This is a genomic window from Streptomyces sp. NPDC026672, assembly GCF_040638185.1.
Classification (GTDB): domain Bacteria; phylum Actinomycetota; class Actinomycetes; order Streptomycetales; family Streptomycetaceae; genus Streptomyces.
In genome coordinates this window covers 38,126-59,391 of record NZ_JBEZXS010000018.1, presented here as the reverse complement: position 1 = coordinate 59,391, position 21,266 = coordinate 38,126, and the positions used below count along the sequence as shown (strand labels likewise).

19 protein-coding genes are annotated in these 21,266 nt (G+C 72.1%); 12 read left to right on the top strand and 7 right to left on the bottom strand.

What is annotated here, in order from left to right:
• Nucleotides 1-32 precede the first annotated feature (32 nt).
• From AB0F77_RS21685 to AB0F77_RS21670, 4 genes are all read left to right on the top strand, one after another.
• Nucleotides 33-1,460 (top strand): hypothetical protein, encoded by a 1,428-nt coding sequence (locus AB0F77_RS21685; protein ID WP_361950923.1) that lies wholly within the window; start codon nt 33-35, stop codon nt 1,458-1,460.
• Between the two features lie 218 nt (nt 1,461-1,678).
• Nucleotides 1,679-3,130 (top strand): alkaline phosphatase PhoX, encoded by a 1,452-nt coding sequence (locus AB0F77_RS21680; protein WP_361950920.1) that lies wholly within the window; start codon nt 1,679-1,681, stop codon nt 3,128-3,130.
• A 98-nt stretch (nt 3,131-3,228) separates the two neighbouring features.
• On the top strand, nt 3,229-3,876 hold the full coding sequence (locus AB0F77_RS21675; protein ID WP_361950917.1) for a GntR family transcriptional regulator: 648 nt from the start codon (nt 3,229-3,231) through the stop codon (nt 3,874-3,876).
• A 13-nt stretch (nt 3,877-3,889) separates the two neighbouring features.
• On the top strand, nt 3,890-4,906 hold the full coding sequence (locus tag AB0F77_RS21670) for a 1-aminocyclopropane-1-carboxylate deaminase (protein WP_361950914.1): 1,017 nt from the start codon (nt 3,890-3,892) through the stop codon (nt 4,904-4,906).
• Between the two features lie 90 nt (nt 4,907-4,996).
• On the opposite strand, the gene AB0F77_RS21665 is transcribed toward AB0F77_RS21670, so the two are convergent.
• The 7 genes from AB0F77_RS21665 to AB0F77_RS21635 all read right to left on the bottom strand — a co-directional run bounded on the left by AB0F77_RS21665 (nt 4,997) and on the right by AB0F77_RS21635 (nt 12,374).
• Nucleotides 4,997-6,211, bottom strand: a complete 1,215-nt coding sequence (locus AB0F77_RS21665; RefSeq protein WP_361950911.1) for a TerD family protein — start codon at nt 6,209-6,211, stop codon at nt 4,997-4,999.
• A gap of 71 nt (nt 6,212-6,282) precedes the next feature.
• Complete coding sequence (locus AB0F77_RS21660) at nt 6,283-7,272, bottom strand: zinc-dependent alcohol dehydrogenase family protein (protein WP_361950908.1); 990 nt, start codon at nt 7,270-7,272, stop codon at nt 6,283-6,285.
• On the bottom strand, nt 7,269-8,123 hold the full coding sequence (locus tag AB0F77_RS21655; RefSeq protein WP_361950905.1) for a carbohydrate ABC transporter permease: 855 nt from the start codon (nt 8,121-8,123) through the stop codon (nt 7,269-7,271). Before AB0F77_RS21655 ends, AB0F77_RS21660 begins: the two co-directional genes overlap by 4 nt.
• The gene (locus AB0F77_RS21650) at nt 8,120-9,058 is read right to left on the bottom strand and encodes a sugar ABC transporter permease (protein WP_361950902.1); all 939 of its coding nucleotides are present in this window, start codon (nt 9,056-9,058) and stop codon (nt 8,120-8,122) included. The genes AB0F77_RS21655 and AB0F77_RS21650 overlap by 4 nt, the downstream gene beginning before the upstream one ends.
• Nucleotides 9,055-10,425 carry a sugar ABC transporter substrate-binding protein gene (locus tag AB0F77_RS21645; protein ID WP_361950899.1) on the bottom strand — a complete coding sequence of 457 codons (1,371 nt, stop codon included), beginning with the start codon at nt 10,423-10,425 and terminating at the stop codon, nt 9,055-9,057. Before AB0F77_RS21645 ends, AB0F77_RS21650 begins: the two co-directional genes overlap by 4 nt.
• Nucleotides 10,426-10,526: 101 nt before the next feature.
• Complete coding sequence (locus tag AB0F77_RS21640) at nt 10,527-11,297, bottom strand: DeoR/GlpR family DNA-binding transcription regulator (RefSeq protein ID WP_361950896.1); 771 nt, start codon at nt 11,295-11,297, stop codon at nt 10,527-10,529.
• 267 nt (nt 11,298-11,564) lie between these two features.
• A complete protein-coding gene (locus AB0F77_RS21635; RefSeq protein ID WP_361950893.1) occupies nt 11,565-12,374 on the bottom strand; it encodes an NAD(P)-dependent oxidoreductase in 810 nt (269 codons plus the stop codon).
• Nucleotides 12,375-12,595: 221 nt separating this feature from the next.
• On the opposite strand from AB0F77_RS21635, the gene AB0F77_RS21630 reads away from it, so the two are divergent.
• The 8 genes from AB0F77_RS21630 to AB0F77_RS21595 all read left to right on the top strand — a co-directional run bounded on the left by AB0F77_RS21630 (nt 12,596) and on the right by AB0F77_RS21595 (nt 21,261).
• Nucleotides 12,596-13,537 carry a 5-dehydro-4-deoxyglucarate dehydratase gene (locus AB0F77_RS21630; protein ID WP_361950890.1) on the top strand — a complete coding sequence of 314 codons (942 nt, stop codon included), beginning with the start codon at nt 12,596-12,598 and terminating at the stop codon, nt 13,535-13,537.
• Nucleotides 13,534-14,697: a hypothetical protein gene (locus AB0F77_RS21625; RefSeq protein WP_361950887.1), complete on the top strand. Its 1,164-nt coding sequence runs from the start codon at nt 13,534-13,536 to the stop codon at nt 14,695-14,697. The genes AB0F77_RS21630 and AB0F77_RS21625 overlap by 4 nt, the downstream gene beginning before the upstream one ends.
• A gap of 80 nt (nt 14,698-14,777) precedes the next feature.
• Nucleotides 14,778-15,368, top strand: a complete 591-nt coding sequence (locus AB0F77_RS21620; protein WP_361950883.1) for a TIGR03086 family metal-binding protein — start codon at nt 14,778-14,780, stop codon at nt 15,366-15,368.
• A 115-nt stretch (nt 15,369-15,483) separates the two neighbouring features.
• Nucleotides 15,484-16,137 (top strand): GntR family transcriptional regulator, encoded by a 654-nt coding sequence (locus AB0F77_RS21615; protein ID WP_361950880.1) that lies wholly within the window; start codon nt 15,484-15,486, stop codon nt 16,135-16,137.
• The gene (locus AB0F77_RS21610; protein ID WP_361950877.1) at nt 16,134-17,036 is read left to right on the top strand and encodes a dihydrodipicolinate synthase family protein; all 903 of its coding nucleotides are present in this window, start codon (nt 16,134-16,136) and stop codon (nt 17,034-17,036) included. The genes AB0F77_RS21615 and AB0F77_RS21610 overlap by 4 nt, the downstream gene beginning before the upstream one ends.
• Nucleotides 17,033-18,754 carry an L-arabinonate dehydratase gene (araD, locus tag AB0F77_RS21605; protein ID WP_361950874.1) on the top strand — a complete coding sequence of 574 codons (1,722 nt, stop codon included), beginning with the start codon at nt 17,033-17,035 and terminating at the stop codon, nt 18,752-18,754. The genes AB0F77_RS21610 and araD overlap by 4 nt, the downstream gene beginning before the upstream one ends.
• Before the next feature lie 109 nt (nt 18,755-18,863).
• On the top strand, nt 18,864-19,661 hold the full coding sequence (locus tag AB0F77_RS21600; protein ID WP_361950871.1) for an HAD family acid phosphatase: 798 nt from the start codon (nt 18,864-18,866) through the stop codon (nt 19,659-19,661).
• Between the two features lie 148 nt (nt 19,662-19,809).
• A complete protein-coding gene (locus AB0F77_RS21595) occupies nt 19,810-21,261 on the top strand; it encodes an NCS2 family permease (protein WP_361950868.1) in 1,452 nt (483 codons plus the stop codon).
• Nucleotides 21,262-21,266 lie beyond the last annotated feature (5 nt).

Genomic DNA, 21,266 nt, shown 5'->3' with positions numbered 1-21,266 from the left:
GAGTCCTTTCCAGGTCCGAGGAGAACCAGGCGATGTCAGACAGCTCCCCCCTGCCGCCCGTACGGCTGCGCCCCGAAGCCGAGCTGGCCCGTGCGGCGCTGTCCACGCCACTGCTCTCCCGTGCCGCCCGCCTCGCCCGCTGGGCGGGGCCCGCGACCCGGGTCGACGCGGGGGGCGGACTGGTCGACGAGCAGCTGCCGGACGCGGTCGGCGTCCTCGGGCTGACCGGGGACGACGCCGCCGCGTACGCCAGTGAGGCATGGCGGGTCGCCGTCGACACCGGCCTCGTCGAGATCGTCGACGAGGAGGCCGGGACCGTCGCGGCGGGGGAGGAGCTGGCCCTGCTCACCGGCGGCTCCCCGCACGACGTGCTCGCGGTCTGGCTGGCCGCGCTGGAGACCGTGGTGGCCGACGCGAGCGTGCCCGACCTGGACGGGCTCATGGACGCCATGGACGAGGGCGGCGTGGTCGATTTCTCGTCACTCGACTGGGATCCGGAGGCGGAGGCCGAGTTCCTCGACGGGGTCCTCGGCAACCTCTATCTGCTCACCGCCAAGGACGAGGGCCCCGGCGACGGACCGGTGCCGCTGCCGGCGCTCGCCGCGTCGATGATCGTGCCCAGCGACATGGAGGAGCCCACCAACGACGTCCTGGAGCAGGTCTCCGACGCGATGATGCGGCTCGACGACCAGTTCCGGCTGTTCGAACCCGTGGGGCTCGTGGAGTACCGGCCCGTGGACGAGGCGCTGATGGCCGACGGCGACGAGGAGCCGGCGGCGCCGGTCGACGAGACGGACGTCGCCCGCTACGGGATGGTGCGGCTCACCCCGCTCGGTGTCTACGGGCTGCGGGCGCGGCTGCTGGAGGCCGGGTTCGACGCCCCCGCGGTGGGCGAGCTGGCCGACAAGGGCGCGGACGTGCTGCTCGACGGGACGTCCGCCTTCCCGCCGGCCGCCGCGCAGGCCGAGACCGAGCAGTGGCTGGCGCGGCGCGAGGGCCTGGCCGCGGCGCGGGAGCTGCTGGCGGCGGCGCGCGGCGGCGACGCCGGGGCCCCGCTGCGGCGGCTGCGCTGCCAGCAGGCGCTGTCGCTGGTCGGGACGGAGGCCGAGCCCGCGCTCCGGGAGGTCCTGGACGACCCCGAGCTGGGCGGGCTGGCCCGGGTCTGGCTCAGCGAGCGCGGCGCCTCCGGGGTGCCGGCGCCCTCGCAGGACCTGGTGTTCTGGCTGACCATCGACACCCTGGCCGCGCAGCTCGCCGCCGAGGGCAACTCGGAGGAGCTCCGGGCGCTCGTCGAGGGACTCGCGGCCCAGCACAGCGGCTTCTTCACGGCGGTGTGGCGGGTCGAGCACCCGGCGACGGCGGACGTCCTGGAGGCGATGGGCCGTCTGCACCCCGACAAGAGGGTCGCCAAGGAGGCACGGAAGGCCGCCTTCAAGGCCCGCTCCCAGCAACCGGGGTGACCTGCCGCGACGGCTCACTTCGGGGCGGTCACAGCGCCGGACCCTTTGCCTCCGCCCGGGAGCGGCTTGGGGAGGCGGTGGGGTGGGGCATACGGATTCATGGAAGCGGGTCCGGTGAAGTCGCCCGGTGTTCAACTGGAGTTCAGGGGCGGGCGGGAACGTTTCGCCCGAACCGACGTCAGCCACCCTCCACGGCACTCCCAGTCACAGGAGACACCATGTCGCTCACCCGCAGGGACTTCGCCACAAAATCCGCGATCACCGGTGCCGGTGTCGCGCTGGCGGGCAGTGTCGGCGCCCTCGCCACGGCTCCCAACGCCCTCGCGTCCACGGAGACCGAGCACCTGGGCGAGGAGTCGGAGGACTCGCGCCACCACCACGGCGGGGTCGGCTACGGGCCGCTGCTCCCCGACCCGAAGGGCCTGCTCGCGCTGCCGGCCGGCTTCAAGTACCGCGTCATCACGTACAGCGGCAGGACCAAGCTGGAGTCGGGCGAGTTCACCCCGTCCAACCACGACGGCACGTCGACCTTCGACGGCCCCCGCGGTGCCACGCTCCTCGTCAACAACCACGAGCTGTCCGGCCCCCGCGCCAACTGGACGCACCCGGTGCCGCTCGTCGAGGGCCTCGTCTACGACCCCGCGGCCTCCGGCGGCTGCACGGTCGTCGAGGTGCGCCGCGACCACGTCGCCGAGTGGGTCGGCATCGCCGGCACCGCCACCAACTGCGCGGGCGGCAACACCCCTTGGGGCACCTGGCTCACCTGCGAGGAGACCGAGGACAAGGCCGGCCAGAACGGCATGACCAAGGACCACGGCTACGTCTTCGAGGTCGACCCCGAGGACCGCCGGGCCAACCGCGACCCCAAGCCGATCAAGGCGCTGGGCCGGTACGCCCACGAGGCCGTCGTCGTCGACCCCAAGCGCGGTCACCTGTACCTCACCGAGGACGCCTCCGGCCCCAACGGCCTCTTCTACCGCTGGACCCCGCCGGAGCACTTCCACCACGGCCGGGGCAAGCTGCGCGCCCTCGCCGCCGACGCGGGCCGCTTCCAGGCGTTCAAGTGCTTCGACTCCGGCGGCCGGTTCGTCGACGACCTCTCCCGCGCCACGAAGATCGGCACGGTCTACGGCGTGGACTGGGTCGACGTCCCGGACCGCGACGCGAAGACCACCTCCGTGCGCAAGCAGTTCACCGACGGCCAGGTCACCCGCGCCCGCAAGCTGGAGGGCATGTGGTGGGGCGACGGCGGCACCTACATCGTCTCCTCCTACGCCCGTGCGGAGAGCCCCCTCCAGCACGACGGTCAGGTCTGGTTCTACGACCCCAAGCGCCGCACCCTGACGCTCAAGGTCCTCATCGGCGTGAACCCGGACCCGTCCAAGGACGGCAACTTCGACGGCCCGGACAACATCACCGTCTCCCCGTACGGCGGTCTGGTCATCGCCGAGGACGGCGAGGGCGTGCAGCACCTGTTCGGCGCCACCGACAGCGGCCGCACCTACCCGATCGCCCGCAACGAGCTGAACATCGGCACCGCGGAGGAGCCGGAGTACAGCGAGTTCACCGGCGTCACCTTCTCGCCCGACGGCAAGACCCTGTACGCCAACATCCAGACCCCCGGCATCATGCTGGCCATCACCGGCCCCTGGAAGCGCCAGAAGCGGTAACGGCGGCCCGCGCCGACGAACGAACGGCCCGTGCCTCCACCGGGGGCACGGGCCGCACTCTTGCCCGCCGCATGAATTGACATCTAACATTTCAGTTCATGGAGGCCCTTCGACCCGTGCGCCGCACCCTGCTCAGGGACCGCGCCTACGCATCCATCCGGGACGCCATCGTCGCCGGGGAGATCGAGCCCGGCGCGGTGGTGCGCGACGCCGAGCTGGCCGAGCGGCTGGGGCTGTCCCGGGCGCCGGTGCGCGAGGCGTTCGCACGGCTCGTGGACGAGGGTCTGCTGGAGAGCAAGCCGCAGAGCTACACCCGGGTGACCCCGGTCGTCGCCGCCGACGTACGGGACGCCGCCGCGGTGGTCGGCGCCCTGCACGAACTGGTCGCCCGGATCGCCGTGCCCCTGCTGGCGGTCGCGGACCTCGACGAGATGCGCGGCGCCAACGCCCGCTTCGCGACGGCCGTCGGGGCCGGGGACGTGGACGGGGCGCTGCACGCCGACGACGCGTTCCACGACGTCCTGGTCCGGGTGAGCGGCAATCAGGCGGCCGCCGCCACCGTCGCCCGCTACACCCCCCTCATCCGCAGACTGGAGCGCCGGCGCTTCGGCGAGGGCGGCAACTGCCGCTCCGCCGGGCTGCACGAGCGGCTGATCGAGGCGTGCGCGCGCGGCGACGCCGAGGCGGCGGTCCGCGTCACCGCGGAGATCTGGCGCACCCTCGTCGACCTGGCCGACCCCGACTGATCAAGGAGGCCCCGTGTCCCTCGACTCGTACGACCGTTGCCCGCTGCTGTTCGGTCCCTCGCCCGTGCACCCCCTGGAGGGGCTGACGCGACACCTCGGCGGGGCCGAGCTGTGGGCCAAGCGGGAGGACTGCAACTCAGGCATCGGCTTCGGCGGGAACAAGACCCGCAAGCTGGAGTACCTGGTGGCCGACGCGCTCGCGCGGGGCTGCGACACCCTCGTCTCCATCGGCGGGGTGCAGTCCAACCACACCCGGCAGGTCGCCGCCGTCGCCGCCCGCGCCGGTCTCAAGTGCGTGCTGGTGCAGGAGAGTTGGGTGGAGTGGCCGGACGCCGTCTACGACAAGGTCGGCAACATCCTGATCAGCAGGCTCGCCGGGGCCGACGTACGGCTGGTGCGGGCCGGGTTCGGGATCGGGTTCAAGGAGAGCTGGGAGCGGGCGCTGAAGGAGGTCGAGGAATCCGGCGGCAGGCCCTACGCCATCCCGGCCGGGGCCTCCGACCATCCGCTCGGCGGGCTGGGGTTCGCGCGGTGGGCCTACGAGGTCGTGGAGCAGGAGCGCGACCTGGACGTCTTCTTCGACACCGTGGTGGTGTGCTCGGTGACCGGGTCGACGCAGGCCGGCATGGTCGCCGGGTTCCGCGCGCTGGAGGAGGCGGGCGGGCGCCCGCGGCGGATCGTCGGCATCGACGCCTCCGCCGCGCCGACCGCGACCCGGCGGCAGATCGCCCGGATCGCCCGGGACACCGGCCGGCTGATCGGCGTACGACGGGAGATCACCGAGGCGGACGTCGAACTGGACGAGCGCTACCACGCGGGCACGTACGGCATCCCCGACGAGGCCACGCTGGAGGCGATGCGGCTGGCCGCGCGGACCGAGGGCATGATCACCGACCCCGTCTACGAGGGGAAGTCGATGGCCGGGCTGATCGACCTCGTCGCGCGTGACGAGATCGACCGGGACTCCACCGTCCTGTACGCCCACCTCGGCGGCCAGCCCGCACTGAACGCCTACAGCGCCCTGTTCTAGGGGCCCGGCGGGTCACCGGGCCGTGTGTGCCGGGCCGGCACGGGCCGGGCGCCCCCGCGGGCCGGGGGCGCCCGTGACGCCGTGGCGGTGTCACAGCGCGGCGGCGGCCGGCTTCACCATGTTGCGGACCGTGCGCGCCTTGACGAAGTCGCCCATCGCCGTCATCTCCCACTCGCCGGAGAACTGGCGGATCAGCTTGGCCATCAGCACGCCCGTCTGCGGCTCGGCGCCGGTGAGGTCGAAGCGGACCAGCTCCTCGCCCGTCGTGCCGTCCAGGAGGCGGCAGTACGCCTTGGCGACCTCCGTGAACTTCTGCCCGGAGAAGGAGTTGACGGTGAACACCAGGCCCGTGACGTCCTGCGGGATCCGGCCCAGGTCGACCGCGATGACCTCGTCGTCGCCCCCGCCCTCACCGGTGAGGTTGTCGCCGGAGTGCTTGACCGCGCCGTTGAGGATGGTCAGCTTGCCGAAGTAGCAGCTGTCGACGTGGTTGCGCTGCGGGCCGTACGCGATGACCGAGGCGTCCAGGTCGATGTCCTTGCCGCGGAACGCGGGCTCCCAGCCGAGGCCCATGCGCACCGTCGACAGCAGTGGGCGGCCGCCCTTGACCAGGGAGACGGTCTGGTTCTTCTGGAGGCTGACCCGCCCCTTGTCCAGGCTGATCTTCCCGGCGCCGGGAGCGGGCGCGGGCGGCGCCGGGGGAGCGGCGGGCGCGGGCGCGGTGACCGGAGGCTGTGCGGGCGGCGGCGGGGCGACCGGCTGGGCCGCGGCCGGGGCGGGGGGAGCCTGCGCCGGGGCCGGGGCGGCCGCGGGTTCCTCGACGGTCACGCCGAAGTCCGTGGCGATGCCCGCCAGGCCGTTCGCGTACCCCTGGCCGACCGCGCGGGCCTTCCACGCGCCGTTCCGCAGATAGATCTCCACGACCACCAGCGCCGTCTCCGTGCCCAGCTGCGGTGGCGTGAACGTGGCCAGGACGCTGTTGTCGTCCGCGCCGCGGATCGTGGCCGTCGGTTCGACGCCCTGGAAGGTCTGGCCCGCGGCGTCCGGGCTGGCGGTCACGACGATCTTCTCGATGCCGGGCGGGACGGCGGCCGTGTCCACCACGATCGCGTCGGGCGCCGCACCGCCGCCGGACCGGTACGTCACGCCCGGTCCGCTCGGCTGGTTGTAGAAGATGAAGTCGTCGTCGGAGCGCACCTTGCCGTCGCCCGTGAGCAGCAGGCCCGATACGTCGAGCCGCACCGGTGCGGCGACGTCCACCGTCACACGGGCGACCGGCAGGGGAATGTTCGAGCCAGGGGTCATAGCTGTCATGCCGGGAGAACGAACGACCCCACTTTGCCGTTCCCTTACCTGCGCCATGACCCCCGATCGGCTCAGGGCACGACCACGATCTTCCGGCCGACGCCCGCCGCGAACTGCTCCAGCGCCTCGGGGTAGCGCTCCAGGGGCAGGCGGTCGCTGATGAACACCTCGGGGTCGAGGACGCCGTTCGCGAACAGCTCGGCGGCCCGTTCGTAGCTGTGCAGCACCGCCATGGAACCGGTGATGGTGATCTCCTGGTTGTAGATGCGGTACGGGTCGATCTCCACCCGGGTCGAGTAGTCGGCCACGCCGAACTGGAGGAACGTGCCCGCCTTGGCGACCCGGCCGAGGCCGTCCTGGATCGCGGCCGCGTTGCCGGTGGCGTCGACCACCAGGTCCCAGCCCTGTGGCCGGTCCAGCTCGTCCGCGTTCGCGGCGGACGCCGAGACGCCGAGCCGGCGGGCGGTCTCCAGCCGGGCCGCGTTGAGGTCGACCATGTCCACGCTGGCCGCGCCGGTGCGCTTGGCCAGTTCGAGCATCATCAGGCCCATGGTCCCGGAGCCGTAGATCAGCACGTGCGCGCCGAGCCGGGACTGGAGGACGTCGTAGCCGCGCACCGCGCAGGACAGCGGCTCGATCAGGGCGGCGTCCTGGGTGCGGACGTGCTCGGGCAGCTTGACGCAGTTGGCGACCGGCGCCACCGCGTACTGCGCGGCCCCGCCCGCGGTGGTCACGCCGATCGCGGCCCACCGCTCGCAGAGGTTGTTGTGGCCGGTGCGGCAGTAGCGGCACTCGTAGCAGTACAGGGACGGGTCCACGGCCACCCGGTCGCCGACCGCGACCTCGGTGACCTGGGTGCCCACGCCGACGACCTGGCCCGCGAACTCGTGCCCGGGGACGATCGGCAGCTTGGGCGCGAACTCGCCCTGGAGGATGTGCAGGTCGGTGCCGCACAGCCCGCAGGCCGCCACCTCGACGACCACCTCGCGGGGCCCCGGGGTCGGGTCCGGGACCTCCGTGACGACGGCGCGGCCCACGGACTCGATGACGGCGGCCTTCATTTCACAGCTCCCAACGACAGGCCCTGGACCAGCTTGTCCTGGGCGGCGAACCCCGCGGCGAGCACCGGCAGGGAGATGACGAGCGACGCGGCGCACACCTTGGCCAGGAACAGGCCCTGGCTGGTGATGAAGCCGGTCAGGAAGACGGGGGCGGTCTCGGCGACCACACCCGTGAGGACCCGGGCGAACAACAGTTCGTTCCAGCTGAAGATGAAGCAGATCAGGGCCGTCGCGGCGATGCCGGGCAGCGCGATGGGCGCCACCACGCGGGCCAGCACGGTCGGCAGCCGGGCGCCGTCCACGCGGGCCGCCTCGATCACGGCCACCGGGACCTCGGCCAGGAACGACTGCATCATCCACACCGCGATCGGCAGGTTCATGGAGGTGTAGAGGATGACCAGGAGCCAGATGTTGTCGAGCATCCCGGTGTTCTTCGCGAACAGGTAGATCGGCAGCAGGCCCGCCACCGCCGGCAGCATCTTCGTCGACAGGAAGAAGAACAGGACGTCCGTCCACTTCCTGACCGGACGGATCGACAGCGCGTACGCGGCCGGCAGCGCCAGCAGCAGCACGCACAGGGTCGACACCACCGACGCCACCGCGGAGTTGAGCAGCGCGGGCCAGGGGCTCGCCCCGCCGCCGGAACCGAAGAAGTCGCGGTAGCCGTCGAGGGTGAGGGCGGCGGCGAAGGACGGCGGGTTGGTCGCCGCGTCCGCCTCGGAGTGGAAGGACGTCAGGGCCATCCACGCGATGGGCAGGAAGAACAGGATGCCGACCACCCAGGCCAGCAGGCCCAGTCCGGCGCCCCTGCGGCGGGTCTTGCGGGGGACTCGTGCGGCCACGGCGCTCATGCGCGCGACACCTCCTCGCGGAACAGCGACGACACCACACGCAGGGCGAAGGTCGCGATGATGATGGAGCCGATGACCACCAGGACGCCCGCCGCCGAGGCGAGGCCGTTCTCATGGGCCTGGTAGAAGCTCTGGTAGACGGTGTAGGGGAGGTTGGCGGTGCCCAGGCCGCCGGACGTGATCGTGAAGACCGCGTCGAAGTTCTGCACGATGTAGATCGAGCCCAGCAGGGCGCCGAGTTCGAGGTAGCGGCGCAGGTGCGGGAGCGTCAGATGGACGAAGACCTGCCAGTCGCTCGCGCCGTCGACCCGGGCGGCCTCGATCTGCTGCTGGTCGCGGCTCTGCAGGCCCGCGAGCAGGATCAGCATCATGAACGGGGTCCACTGCCACACCAGCGACGCCTCGACGGCGAGCAGCGGAGTGTTCGAGATCCAGTCGGGCTGTGGGCCGCCCACATAGTGCAACAACCCATTGAACAGGCCGTATTCAGGGTTGTAGAGCACATGTTTCCAGAGCAGGGCGGCGGCCACGGGGACCACCAGGAAGGGGGCGATCAGCAGGGTGCGGACCACGCCCCGGCCGCGGAACCTCCGGTCCAGCAGCAGCGCGAGGACCAGGCCGAGGACCAGGCTGGCGAGGACCACGGCGACCGTGAGGAGCACCGTCGTCCACACCGAGTGGCGCAGGTCGGCGTCGGTGAGCACCTGCTGGTAGTTGTCGACACCGGTGAAGTGGCGGGCCTTGGGGTAGAGGGCGTTCCAGTCGAAGAAGGAGATGACCAGCGTCGCCACGAAGGGCAGCTGGGTCACCACGATCATGAAGACCAGGGCGGGGAGCAGCGGGGCGCGGGTGGCCCAGGCGCGCAGCCGGTTGGAGGGCTGCCGCAGGGTGCGCACGGGTGTGGTGGCCATGGGGGCGGTCGTCGTGGCGGTCATCGTCCCTCGTACTCCTCGGAGATCTGCTCGGCGAGCTGCTGGGACTTCTTCAGGGCCGAGTCGACGGACTGGCGTCCGGCGATGGCCGCGCTGATCTCCTGGGAGACCTTGGTGCCGAGGTCGGTGAACTCCGGGATGCCGACGAACTGGATGCCGGGCGCGGGGCGGGGCTGGACCCCGGGGTCGCCTGGCCGTGCGCTCTCGATGGCCTCCCTGGTCATCTCCTGGAACGAGGCGGCCTCGGCGCGGTAGGCGGGGTTCGAGTAGGTGGAGGCGCGCTTGCCCGCGGGGACGTTGGACCAGCCGCTGGTGTCGCCGACCAGCTGCTCGTAGCCCTTGCTGGAGGCCCAGGAGACGAACTTCCACGCCTTGTCGGGGTTGTGGGACGCCTTCTGGATGCCCCAGGCCCAGGTGTAGAGCCAGCCGGCGGAGTCGGTCTTCTCGACGGGGGCGGGGGCGTAGCCGAGCTTGCCCTTGACCGGGGACTTGTCCGCCTCCAGGAGCCCGGCGGCGCTGGTGGCGTCGTACCACATGGCGACCTTGCCCTGGGTCATGTTGTTGAGGCACTCGGCGAAGCCGGACTGGGCGGCGCCGGACTCGCCGTGCTTGCGCACCAGGTCGACGTAGAACTTGGTGGCCTTCTCGAACTCGGGGGAGTTCAGCCGGGCCTTCCAGTCCTTGTCGAACCAGGTGCCGCCGAAGGTGTTGACCACGGTGGTCAGCGGGGCCATCGACTCGCCCCAGCCGGGCAGGCCGCGCAGGCAGATGCCCTTCATGCCGGCCCGGGCGCCGTCCACCTTCGCCGCGATGTCGGCGACCTGGGTCCAGGTCGGGTGGGCGGGCATCGTCAGGCCCTTCTGCGCCAGGACGTCCTTGCGGTACATCAGGAAGGACGACTCGCCGTAGAAGGGCTGGCCGTAGAGCTTGCCGTCGTCGCCGGTCAGGGACTGGCGCATGGGCTTGAGGATGTCCTGCTCGTCGTAGCCGGGGTCCTTGGCGACGTAGCCGTCCATGTCGTGCAGCCAGCCGTTGCGGGCGTAGATGGGTATCTCGTAGTTGGAGAGCGTCGCCACGTCGTACTGGCCCGCCTGGTTGGCGAAGTCCTGGCTGATCTTGTCGCGGACGTCGTTCTCGGGCAGGACGGTGAAGTTGACCTTGATGCCGGTGTCCTTGGTGAAGTGGGCGGCGGTCAGCTTCTGGAGTTCGGTCATCTGCGGGTTGTTGACCATCAGCACGTTGATGGAGTCACCGCCGGAACCGGACCCGCCCGCTCCGACCCAGCAGCCGGAGAGCAGCGGGGCGAGCAGCGTCCCTGCGGCGGCCATGGCGAGCGTGACTCGCGGCCTCCGTCGGCTCTGGGTGCGCATGGATCGCTCCTGGATATGTCGGGGCATAAGGGGCATCGCTCCGTGTGGAGGGCCCTGGACGAGCAGGGGAGGGAGAGGGGAAGCGGAGGGTCCGGGGGGAGTCAGACCCTGATGACCTGGGGGCCCAGCAGCGAGTAGCGGTGGGCCTCGGTCGCCGGGAGCAGCGTGCTCGTCACGATCGTCTCCAGGGCGCCGACGTCGGCGAACCGGCAGAAGCTGACCGCTCCGAACTTGGTGTGCACCCCCGCGAACACGGTGCGTCGCGCGGCGCGCATGGCCTGGGCCTTGACCTCGCTGACCGCGGGGTCGGGGGTGGTCAGGCCGTGTTCGCGGGAGATGCCGTTGGCGCCGATGAAGGCGAGGTCGACGATGAAGCCGGAGAGCATCTTCGTCGTCCAGTGGTCGACGGTGGCCAGGGTGCCGGGTCTCACCCGGCCGCCCAGCAGCAGCACCGAGACGTTCTCCGCCTCGGCGAGCGAGCCCGCGACCGGCAGGGAGGCGGTGACCACCGTGAGCGGGCGGTCGGTGGGCAGCGCCTCGGCGATGAGCTGGGGGGTGAAGCCCTCGTCGACGAAGACCGTCTCCGCGTCCCCGAGCAGCTCGGCCGCGGCGGCCGCGATCCGGCGTTTCTCGGGGACGTGGCTGGTGGCGCGGAACTCCAGGGTCGTCTCGAACCCGGCGCTCTCGACGGGGTACGCGCCCCCGTGCGTACGGCGCACCAGACCGTGGTCCTCCAGGGCGCGCAGATCCCGGCGGATGGTCTCCTTGGCCACGCCCAGTTCGGCGGCGAGCGCGCTGACGTCGACGGAGCCGCCGGCCCGCGCCGCCCGCACGATCTCGCGCTGGCGCTCTTCCGCCGTCCTGGTGCTCATCTCCGTCACCCGCCTCTCCGCTGGGCTGCCCGTTCGGGCCCGGTGGGGCCCTTGGGGGATGTTCTACAGCGGGTGTGCGAGGCTGACCAGGTCTGTTGCGGGTCCGATGCTGCCCGTATGTGTCCGTTCACCCCGTGCCATGCCCGCCTCGGACCTGCGCGGCTGTGGTCCGGGAGGTGGGAGCGGGCAGTGTTCTTGCCCGAATGGCGAGCGGGCGGGCCCGTTCGGTGCCCGCCCGCTCTCATGAACGATCGATTTCCGCCGTCGTCAGTACGGCCAGATGGGCGGGTCGTTCACGAAATGCCCGCCGAGGTGCCCGTGCGCCGGATTCGCCGGGTCCAGTTCGCCCTGCTCGGCGAGGAGTTTCGCGGCGTACGGCTCCGAGTCGTCCCGCGGCTCGTAGCCGAGCGCCCGCGCGCTCGTCAGGTCCCACCACAGCCGGGTGTTGGCGGAGGAGCCGTAGACGACGGTGTGGCCCACGTCCTCGGCGGTCAGGGCCGCGTGGAAGAGGCGGGCGCCGTCGGCGGGGCTCATCCACACCGAGAGCATGCGCACGCTGCTCGGCTCCGCGAAGCAGGAGCCGATGCGCACGGAGACGGTCTCCAGGCCGTGCTTGTCCCAGTAGAGCTGGGCGAGGTCCTCGCCGAAGGACTTGGACAGGCCGTAGAAGGTGTCCGGGCGGCGCGGGGTGTCGACCGGGATGAGCGGGTCGTCGCCCCGGGGCGCGGGGGTGAAGCCGACGGCGTGGTTGGAGGAGGCGAAGACGATCCGGGTCACGCCCTCCAGACGGGCCGCCTCGTACAGGTTGTAGGTGCCCTCGATGTTCGAACGGAGGATCTTGTCGAAGGTGGACTCCAGGGAGATGCCCGCGAGGTGCAGGACCGCGTCGACGCCCCGGACGGCCTCGCGCAGCGCGTCCGTGTCGGCGAGGTCCGCGGTGATCGCGTCCGGTGCGCCCTCGACCGGGCGCACGTCGAACAGGCGCAGGGTGTAGCCGTACTCCGGGAGCAGGGAGCGCATCAGGGTGCCGAGCCCGCCGGCGGCGCCGGTGAGCAGGACGGTGCGGGGAGCTGGCATCCTCGGTCTCCTTGGGTCAACAGCCGCATGCGTGTACAGCATTCACATTCATGGACACGCTAGGGAGGCGTGGCGCGGCTCGTCAAGTGGGGCGTGGAGTGGGGAAATCCGCCAGTGGGATGCCCGTTCGGGCGCTTGACCCGCCCCGAGTGGGGAACGTAGCGTGGTCGCGTTCAGAAATATAGACGCAGATCATAAACATGCACCGACAGGGAGCGCCCGTGCCGTCTGCCCCCCTCGCCGCTCGCCTCCGGAACCCCAGCGGGCCGCTGTTCTTCCCCGTCACCGCCTACGGCCCCGACGGCTCCGTCGACCTCGACGTCTACCGCACCCATGTGCGCCGCGGGGTGGAGGCCGGGGCCGCCGCCGTGTTCGCCTGCTGCGGCACCGGGGAGTTCCACGCGCTGCTCCCGGAGGAGTTCGAGGCGTGCGTCCGGGCGGCCGTGGAGGCGGCCGACGGCCGGGTGCCCGTCGTCGCCGGCGCCGGCTACGGCACCGCCCTCGCCGTCCGCCACGCCCGCGTCGCGCGCGACGCCGGCGCCGAGGGCCTGCTCGCCATGCCGCCCTACCTCGTGGTCGCCGGCCAGGAGGGACTGCTGCGGCACTACCGGGAGATCGCCGCCGCCACCGACCTCCCCGTGATCGTCTACCAGCGCGACAACGCCGTGTTCACCCCGGGGACCGTCGTCGAACTCGCCCGCACCGAGGGAATCATCGGCTTCAAGGACGGCCTCGGCGACCTCGACCTCATGCAGCGCGTCGTCAGCGCCGTACGCACCGCGGACCCCGGCGAGTTCCTGTACTTCAACGGGCTGCCCACCGCCGAGCAGACCCAGCTCGCCTACTCCGCCCTCGGCATCACCCTCTACTCCTCGGCCGTGTTCTGCTTCGCGCCCGAGATCGCCCTCGCCTTCCACCGGGCGCTGCGCGAGGACGACCGCACGACCGCGCACCGGCTCCTCGACGGCTTCTACCGCCCCTTCGTGGAACTGCGCGCCCAGGGCCGCGGCTACGCCGTCGCCCTCGTCAAGGCGGGCGTACGGCTGCGCGGGCTCGACGTCGGCGAGGTCCGGCCGCCGCTGCACGAGCCCACCGAGGAGCACGTCAAGCAGCTCGCCGAGATCATCGATCGCGGGTACGCGCTGCTGGAGGAGGGCGCGTGAAGGCGTCGGCGTTCGTCTACCCCTGGGACGTCAACGGCGACCCCCGCGCCGCCGCACGGATCGCCGGGCTCGGCACCGCCCAGGTCACCCTCGCCGCCGCCTACCACTCCACCCGCGCGCTGACCCCCCGCCACCCGCGCCACCGCGTCGTCACCGCCGAGCACGCGGCGGTGCTCTACCCGCCCGGCGAGCACTGGACCGGCCGCACGATACGCCCCCACGCGGCGGGGGACTGGGCGCCAGGGGACGCGTACGGCGAGGCGGCCGACGCGCTCGCCGGCGCCGGCCTGGAGGTGCACACCTGGGTCGTCCTCGCGCACAACTCCCGCCTCGGCGCCGAGCACCCGCACACCTCGGTCGTCAACGCCTACGGCGACCGCTACCCCTGGGCGCCCTGCATCGCCCAGCCCGCCACCCGCGCCTACCTGGTCGACCTCGCCGCCGAGGCCGCCGTACGGCCCGGGGCACGGGGCACCGAGCTGGAGTCCCTCGGCTGGTACGGGCTGGCCCATCTGCACGCCCACGACAAGACCGGCGGCGTCGCCCTCGGGGACGCCGGGCAGTACCTGATGTCGCTCTGCTTCTGCCCCGACTGCCGCGCCGGGTACACGCGGGAAGGACTCGACCCCGACGAACTCGCGGACGCCGTGCGCGGCGCCCTGGAACCGGTGTGGCGGGGGGCGCCCGACGACGAGGGCTGGACGGGCGTGGAGAAGCTGCTCGGCGAGCCGGTGGCCACGGCCACCCGCGCGTGGCGCGACCGCACCGCCCGCACGCTCCAGGAGGAGGCCGTCGCCGCCGTGCGGGCCGCCGCGCCCGAGGGCTTCCAGGTGCTGCTGCACGCCGACCCCGTGACGTACCACTGCGGCGCCAACGCAGGTGTGGACCCCGCACATGTGCTGACCGTCGCGGACGGCGTGGTCGTACCCTGCGCGGGTGGTACGGGCCCGCTGGCGCCGTTCGCCGCCCACGCCCGCCTCGACACCGTGCTGGCCGCCAACTTCACCGTGGTCTCCGGCATGGGCGGCAGCCCCGCCACCCTGACGGCCGACGCCACCCGCGCCCGCGACCGGGGCGCGACGGAGCTCCGCCTCTACCACGCGGGCCTGGCCTCGGACGCCGACCTGGCCACGGTGCGGACGGCCCTGACCCGGATCTGAACACGCCGCGGGCCCGCGCGATGACTTTTCCGCGGGCGGACGGTCTACCTGTGGAGAGTTCAGATCCTGAGGAGGCTGTCATGAGCGAGGGTGCGATGTTCGATCTCGGGCCGCAGACGCGGGTCGTCGCCAAGCTCGTCGAAGGAGTGGAGGAAGAACGGCTCGCGGGGGTGACACCCTGCCCCGAGCTTTCCGTGGGGACCCTGCTCGGGCACGTCGCCGGGCTCTCGGTCGCCTTCCGGGACGCCGGGCGCAAGGAGCTCGGCGCCACCACCGACGGCGCGCCCGAGCCCGGCCTGTCCGCACTCGCCCCCGGCTGGCGCGAGGAACTGCCCCGGGTGCTCGACGCGCTCGCGGACACCTGGCACGACCCCGACGCCTGGACCGGCACCACCCGCGCGGGCGGCGTGACCCTGCCCGCCCCGGTCGCGGCCGCCGTCGCCGCCGACGAACTGGTGATCCACGGCTGGGACCTGGCCCGCGCCCTCGGCCTCCCCTACGAGCCCTGCCCGGTCGCCCTGGAGGCGTCGTACCGCTTCCTCCTCGCCGCCGCCGACGACCCCACCCGCGGTGGCGGCATCTTCGGCCCCGTCGTCCCCGTCCCGGACGACGCCCCGCTCCTGGACCGCGCGGTGGGTCTCAGCGGCCGTGACCCCAACTGGCGCCCCTGACCGGCCCCTTGACGATCCCTCGGCCCGCTCGTAGCGTCGTCGCGTCGTACGCCATATCTCGTACGTCATATATGAGACGCGACACCTGAGACGCGAGAGGCGGGACGAGGGACGCATGACCTCCGTGCCCACACCCATCCCGTCCCGCACCCAGTACGTGCTGGACGCGATCAAGCACCGCATCCTCACCGGCCGGCTGACCCCGGGCCAGGCCCTCGTCGAGACCGAACTCGCCGCCCAGTACGGGGTGTCCAAGACCCCGGTGCGCGAGGCGCTCAAGACCCTCGCCGGCACCGGCCTGGTGGTGATGAGCCAGTACAAGGGCGTCACGGTGCGCACGGTGGACGCGGCCATGGCCCGCGAGGTCTACGACGTACGGCTCCTGCTCGAACCCGAGGCCCTGCGCCGGACGGTGCGCCGCGGGGCCCCGCTCGACGCCGCGCGCGACGCGCTCTCCCGCGCGGGCCACGCCGCCGACACCGCCGAACGCTCCCTCGCCAACCGCGACTTCCACCGCGCCCTCCATCTGCCCTGCGGCAACCCGCTGCTCGCCCGGATGCTCGACGAGGTCCGCGACCAGGCCGCCCTCGTCGCCGCCGTCGCCTGGTCCGCCGACCCCTCCTGGGACCGCGAGGCGGACGAGCACCACCAGATCCTGCGGCTCGCCCTGGACGGCGACGCCGAGGCCGCCGCGAGCGCCCTGCACACCCACATCGCGTCGTTCGTGCGCCGCGCGTTCCCCGGGACGCGCGCAGAGGAGGAAGCGTGACCTTCGAGGACCGCCGCGCCGCCCTGGCCGACGTCGTGGCCATCCCGGTGACCCCCTTCACCGCGGACGGCGACGTCGACCGCGACACCCACCGCGCCCTGCTGCGCCGGCTGCTGGACGGCGGTGTCACCACCCTCACCCCGAACGGCAACACCGGCGAGTTCTACGCCCTCACCCCCGAGGAGCGCCGCCTCGTCACGGAGACCACCCTCGACGAGGCCGGCGACCGCGCCCACGTCCTCGTCGGCGTCGGCCACGACGTGCCGAGCGCCGTCGCCGCCGCCCGCCACGCCCGCGACCGCGGCGCCGGCATGATCATGGTCCACCAGCCCGTCCACCCCTACGTCTCGCAGCACGGCTGGGTCGACTACCACCGCGCCGTCGCCGAGGCCGTCCCCGGCCTGGGCGTCGTCCCCTACGTGCGGAGCACCGCGCTGCCCGGCGCCCGCCTCGCCGAACTCGCCGACGCCTGCCCGAACGTCATCGGCGTCAAGTACGCCGTCCCGGACGCCGTACGCTTCGCCGCCTTCGCCCGCGACGCCGGCCTCGACCGGTTCGTCTGGATCGCGGGACTCGCCGAGCCCTACGCCCCCGCGTACTTCTCCGCCGGCGCCACCGGCTTCACCTCCGGCCTGGTGAACGTCGCCCCGGCCCTCTCCCGCGCCATGATCGAGGCGCTGCGCCGCGGCGACCACCCCGCCGCCATGAAGGTCTGGGAACGTATTCGCCGCTTCGAGGAACTGCGCGCGGCGGACGGCTCGGCCGACAACGTCACCGTCGTCAAGGAGGCGCTGGCCGCCCGCGGCCTGTGCCGCCGCGACGTCCGCCCGCCGAGCCGCGTCCTGACCGGACCCCGCCGTGCCGACGTCGCCGCCGCCACCGCCGGGTGGCCGCTGTGAAGAAGCCCGAGGAACTGCGCAGCCACCAGTGGTACGGCACCGACGGGCTGCGCTCCTTCAGCCACCGCGCCCGCACCCGCCAGCTCGGCTACCTGCCGGAGGAACACCTCGGCAAGCCCGTCGTCGCGATCCTCAACACCTGGTCCGACATCAACCCCTGCCACGTCCATCTGCGCGAGCGCGCCCAGGCCGTCAAGCGCGGGGTGTGGCAGGCCGGCGGCTTCCCGCTGGAGTTCCCGGTCGCCACCCTCAGCGAGACCTTCCAGAAGCCCACCCCGATGCTCTACCGCAACCTCCTCTCCATGGAGACGGAGGAACTGCTGCGGTCGTACCCGGTCGACGGCGCCGTGCTGCTCGGCGGCTGCGACAAGTCCACGCCCGCCCTGCTCATGGGCGCCGCGAGCGTCGACCTGCCGACCGTGTTCGTGCCCGCCGGGCCCATGCTGCCCGGCCACTGGCGCTCCGAGGTGCTGGGCTCCGGCACCGACATGTGGAAGTACTGGGACGACCGGCGCGCGGGGCTGATCGGCGACTGCGAGATGGCCGAGCTGGAGAGCGGCCTCGCCCGCTCGCCCGGCCACTGCATGACGATGGGCACGGCCTCCACGCTCACCGCCGCCGCCGAGGTCCTGGGCGTGACCGTGCCGGGCGCCTCCAGCATTCCCGCGGTGGACTCCGGGCACGAGCGGATGGCCGCCGCGTCGGGCCGTCTGATCGTCGAACTCGTCCACCGCGACCGCACGTTGTCCCGGATCCTCACCCGGGAGGCGTTCGAGGACGCGGTCACCACCGTGCTGGGGCTCGGCGGTTCGACCAACGCGGTGATCCATCTGATCGCCATGGCGGGCCGGGCCGGCGTACGGCTCACCCTGGACGACTTCGACCGCATCGCCCGGACGGTGCCGGTCCTCGCCGACGTACGGCCCGGCGGACGGACGTACCTCATGGAGGACTTCCACTTCGCCGGCGGGCTGCCCGGGTTCCTCTCCCGCATCACCGACCTGCTCCACCTCGACCGGCCCACCGCCGCCCACGACACCCTGCGCGACCAGCTCGCCGGCGCCCGTGTGCACAACGACGACGTCATCCGCGCGCGGGACAACCCGGTGGCGGACGAGGGCGGCGTCGCCGTGCTGCGCGGCAACCTCTGCCCGGACGGCGCCGTCATCAAGCACATCGCCGCCGAACCGCGCCTGCTGCGGCACACCGGACCCGCCGTCGTCTTCGACGACTACCGGACCATGCAGCGCACCATCGACGACCCGTCGCTCGGCATCACCGCGGACAGCGTCCTCGTGCTGCGCGGCGCCGGCCCCAAGGGCGGCCCCGGCATGCCCGAGTACGGCATGCTCCCCCTCCCCGACCACCTGCTGCGGCAGGGCGTGCGGGACATGGTGCGGATCTCCGACGCCCGTATGAGCGGCACGAGTTACGGCACCTGTGTGCTCCACGTGGCACCCGAGTCGTACGTCGGCGGACCGCTGGCGCTGGTGCGGACGGGGGACTCCATCACGCTGGACGTCCCGGCCCGCACGCTGCGACTCGACGTGGACGACACGGAGCTGGCACGGCGCGCGGCCGAGTGGACACCGCCGCCCGCCCGTTACGAACGCGGCTACGGCGCCCTCTACAACGACCAGATCACCCAGGCCGACACCGGCTGCGACTTCGCCTTCCTGTCCCGTCCCGGCACGGTCCCGGACCCGTACGCGGGCTGACCGACCCCTCCCCGGAGGGCCAACGCCCGTGGGACTTTGCCTGAATTGTAGATTTCGAAAAGGCAACGGAACTCGCGCGGGCCGCCGTGACGCGCGTAGAAAACCTGTCATGAATAAGCCATCCAGGACCGCTGCCGTCGCCGCCGCGTGTGCCGTTGCCGGCGCCGCCCTCTACGGCGCCGGTGCCGCCACCGCGGGACAGTCCACGGCCAACTCCACCCACGAGCCCTACAACATCGGGGTGCTGGTCAAGGACATCGACACCTACTACGGCGCCGAGGCCGACGCGAACGGCGTCTACCGGGCCTCCCCGGACAGCCCGTACGCCAAGGACCTGGCGGGCATCGACGCCGCCGCCGAGCGGTACATCGACCGGGCGGCCAAGGAGGCGCGGCACAACGGCCGCCGGCCCGCCGTCGTCTTCGACATCGACGACACCCTGCTGCTCAGCTTCGACTACGAGCGCCGGACCAACTACACCTTCAACTCGGCCACCTGGAACGACTACGTCGCCAAGGCCGACCGCCCGGCCGTCTTCGGCAGCCCCGAACTCGTCCGGTACGCCGCAGCCAAGGGCGTCACCGTCTTCTACAACTCCGGCCTCACCGAGGCGCAGCGCGGCTACGCCGTCGAGAACCTGAGGAAGGTCGGCATCAACACCGGCCTCGACGCCGGGCACATGTTCCTCAAGGACGCGGCGAACCCGCCCGCCTATCTCCGCGACTGCGCCACCCCGGGCGCCTGGACCTGCACCACCGTCCAGTACAAGGCGGGCACCCGTCGGCACATCGAGCGGGACCTCGGGTACGACATCGTCGCCAACGTCGGCGACCAGTACTCGGACCTGGACGGCGGCCACGCCGACCGCACCTACAAGCTGCCGAACCCCACGTACTTCGTGGGCTGAGGCACACGGACCGTCTCCCCGCCCAGGCCGCCGGCCGGGCGGGGACGGCCGATTTCCGTAACACGGAGAAAACCTGGGACCCACGCGGTGGGGGAACAATCCAGCCAGCATCCGCGCACCGATCACTCAGGCAACGAGGAGTGGGACCATGTCCGAGACGCAGACGGTGACCGGTCGGCCGAGCACCCCGCCACCCGGGACGAACGGCGTCGACCGCTACTTCAGGATCTCCGAACGGGGTTCCACCTTCGGCCGTGAGATACGCGGCGGCCTCGCCACGTTCTTCACGATGGCCTACATCCTCGTCCTCAACCCGATCATCCTCGGCAGCGCCAAGGACAAGTTCGGCCACCAGCTCGACACCGGCCAACTGGTCACCGCCACCGCCCTGGTGGCGTGTGTGATGACGGTCGTGATGGGCGTCGGCGGCAACCTCCCGCTCGCCATCGCCGCCGGCCTCGGCCTGAACGCGGTCGTCGCCTTCCAACTGGCGCCGCTGATGAGCTGGGACGACGCGATGGGCCTCGTCGTCATCGAGGGCGTCCTGATCTGCGTGCTCGTCCTCACCGGGCTCCGCCAGGCGATCATGAACGCGATCCCGCAGCAGCTGAAGCAGGCGATCGGCGTCGGCATCGGCCTGTTCATCGCGTTCATCGGCTTCGTCGACGCCGGGTTCGTCAGCCGCATCCCCGACGCCGCGAACACCACCGTGCCCGTGCAGCTCGGCGCCGTCGGACGGCTCACCGGCTGGCCCGTGCTCGTGTTCTGCCTCGGTGTGCTGCTCACCGTCGCGCTGCTCGCGCGCCGGGTGAAGGGCGCCATCCTCATCAGCATCGTGACGATGACCGTCGTGGCCGTCGTCATCAACGCCGTCGCCGACGTCAAGAGCTGGGGCCTGACCACCCCGAAGGTCCCGGACAAGGTCGTGGCCGCCCCGGACTTCGGTCTGTTCGGCCACTTCAGCCTGTTCGGCGGCTTCGCCGAGGCGGGTGTGCTCACCGCCGTCCTGCTGGTGTTCACGCTGGTCCTGTCGGACTTCTTCGACGCCATGGGCACGATCGTCGGCATCAGCGCGGAGGCGGGGCTGCTCGACGACCGGGGGCAGGTGCCGAACATCGGGCGGGTGCTGTTCATCGACGGGGCCGCTGCCGTGGCCGGCGGCGTGGGCTCCGCCTCCTCCAACACCGCGTACATCGAGTCGGCGGCGGGCGTCGGCGAAGGGGCGCGGACCGGGTTCGCCAACCTGGTCACCGGCGGGCTGTTCGGGCTCGCGCTGTTCCTGACACCGCTGCTGACGATCGTGCCCCTCCAGGCGGCGGCGCCCGCGCTGATCGCCGTCGGGTTCCTGATGATGACGCACGTCAAGCACATCGACTGGGACCGGTTCGACATCGCGGTCCCGGCGTTCCTGACCATCGCCGCGATGCCGTTCACCTACTCCATCACCGACGGGATCGGGGCCGGTTTCGTCTCCTACGTCGTCATCAAGACGGTGCTGGGGAAGGCGCGCGAGGTGAACTGGCTGCTGTGGGGCGTCTCGGCGCTGTTCCTCGTGTACTTCGCCATCGATCCCGTGGAGCAGATCCTCGGGGTGAAGTAGCGCGC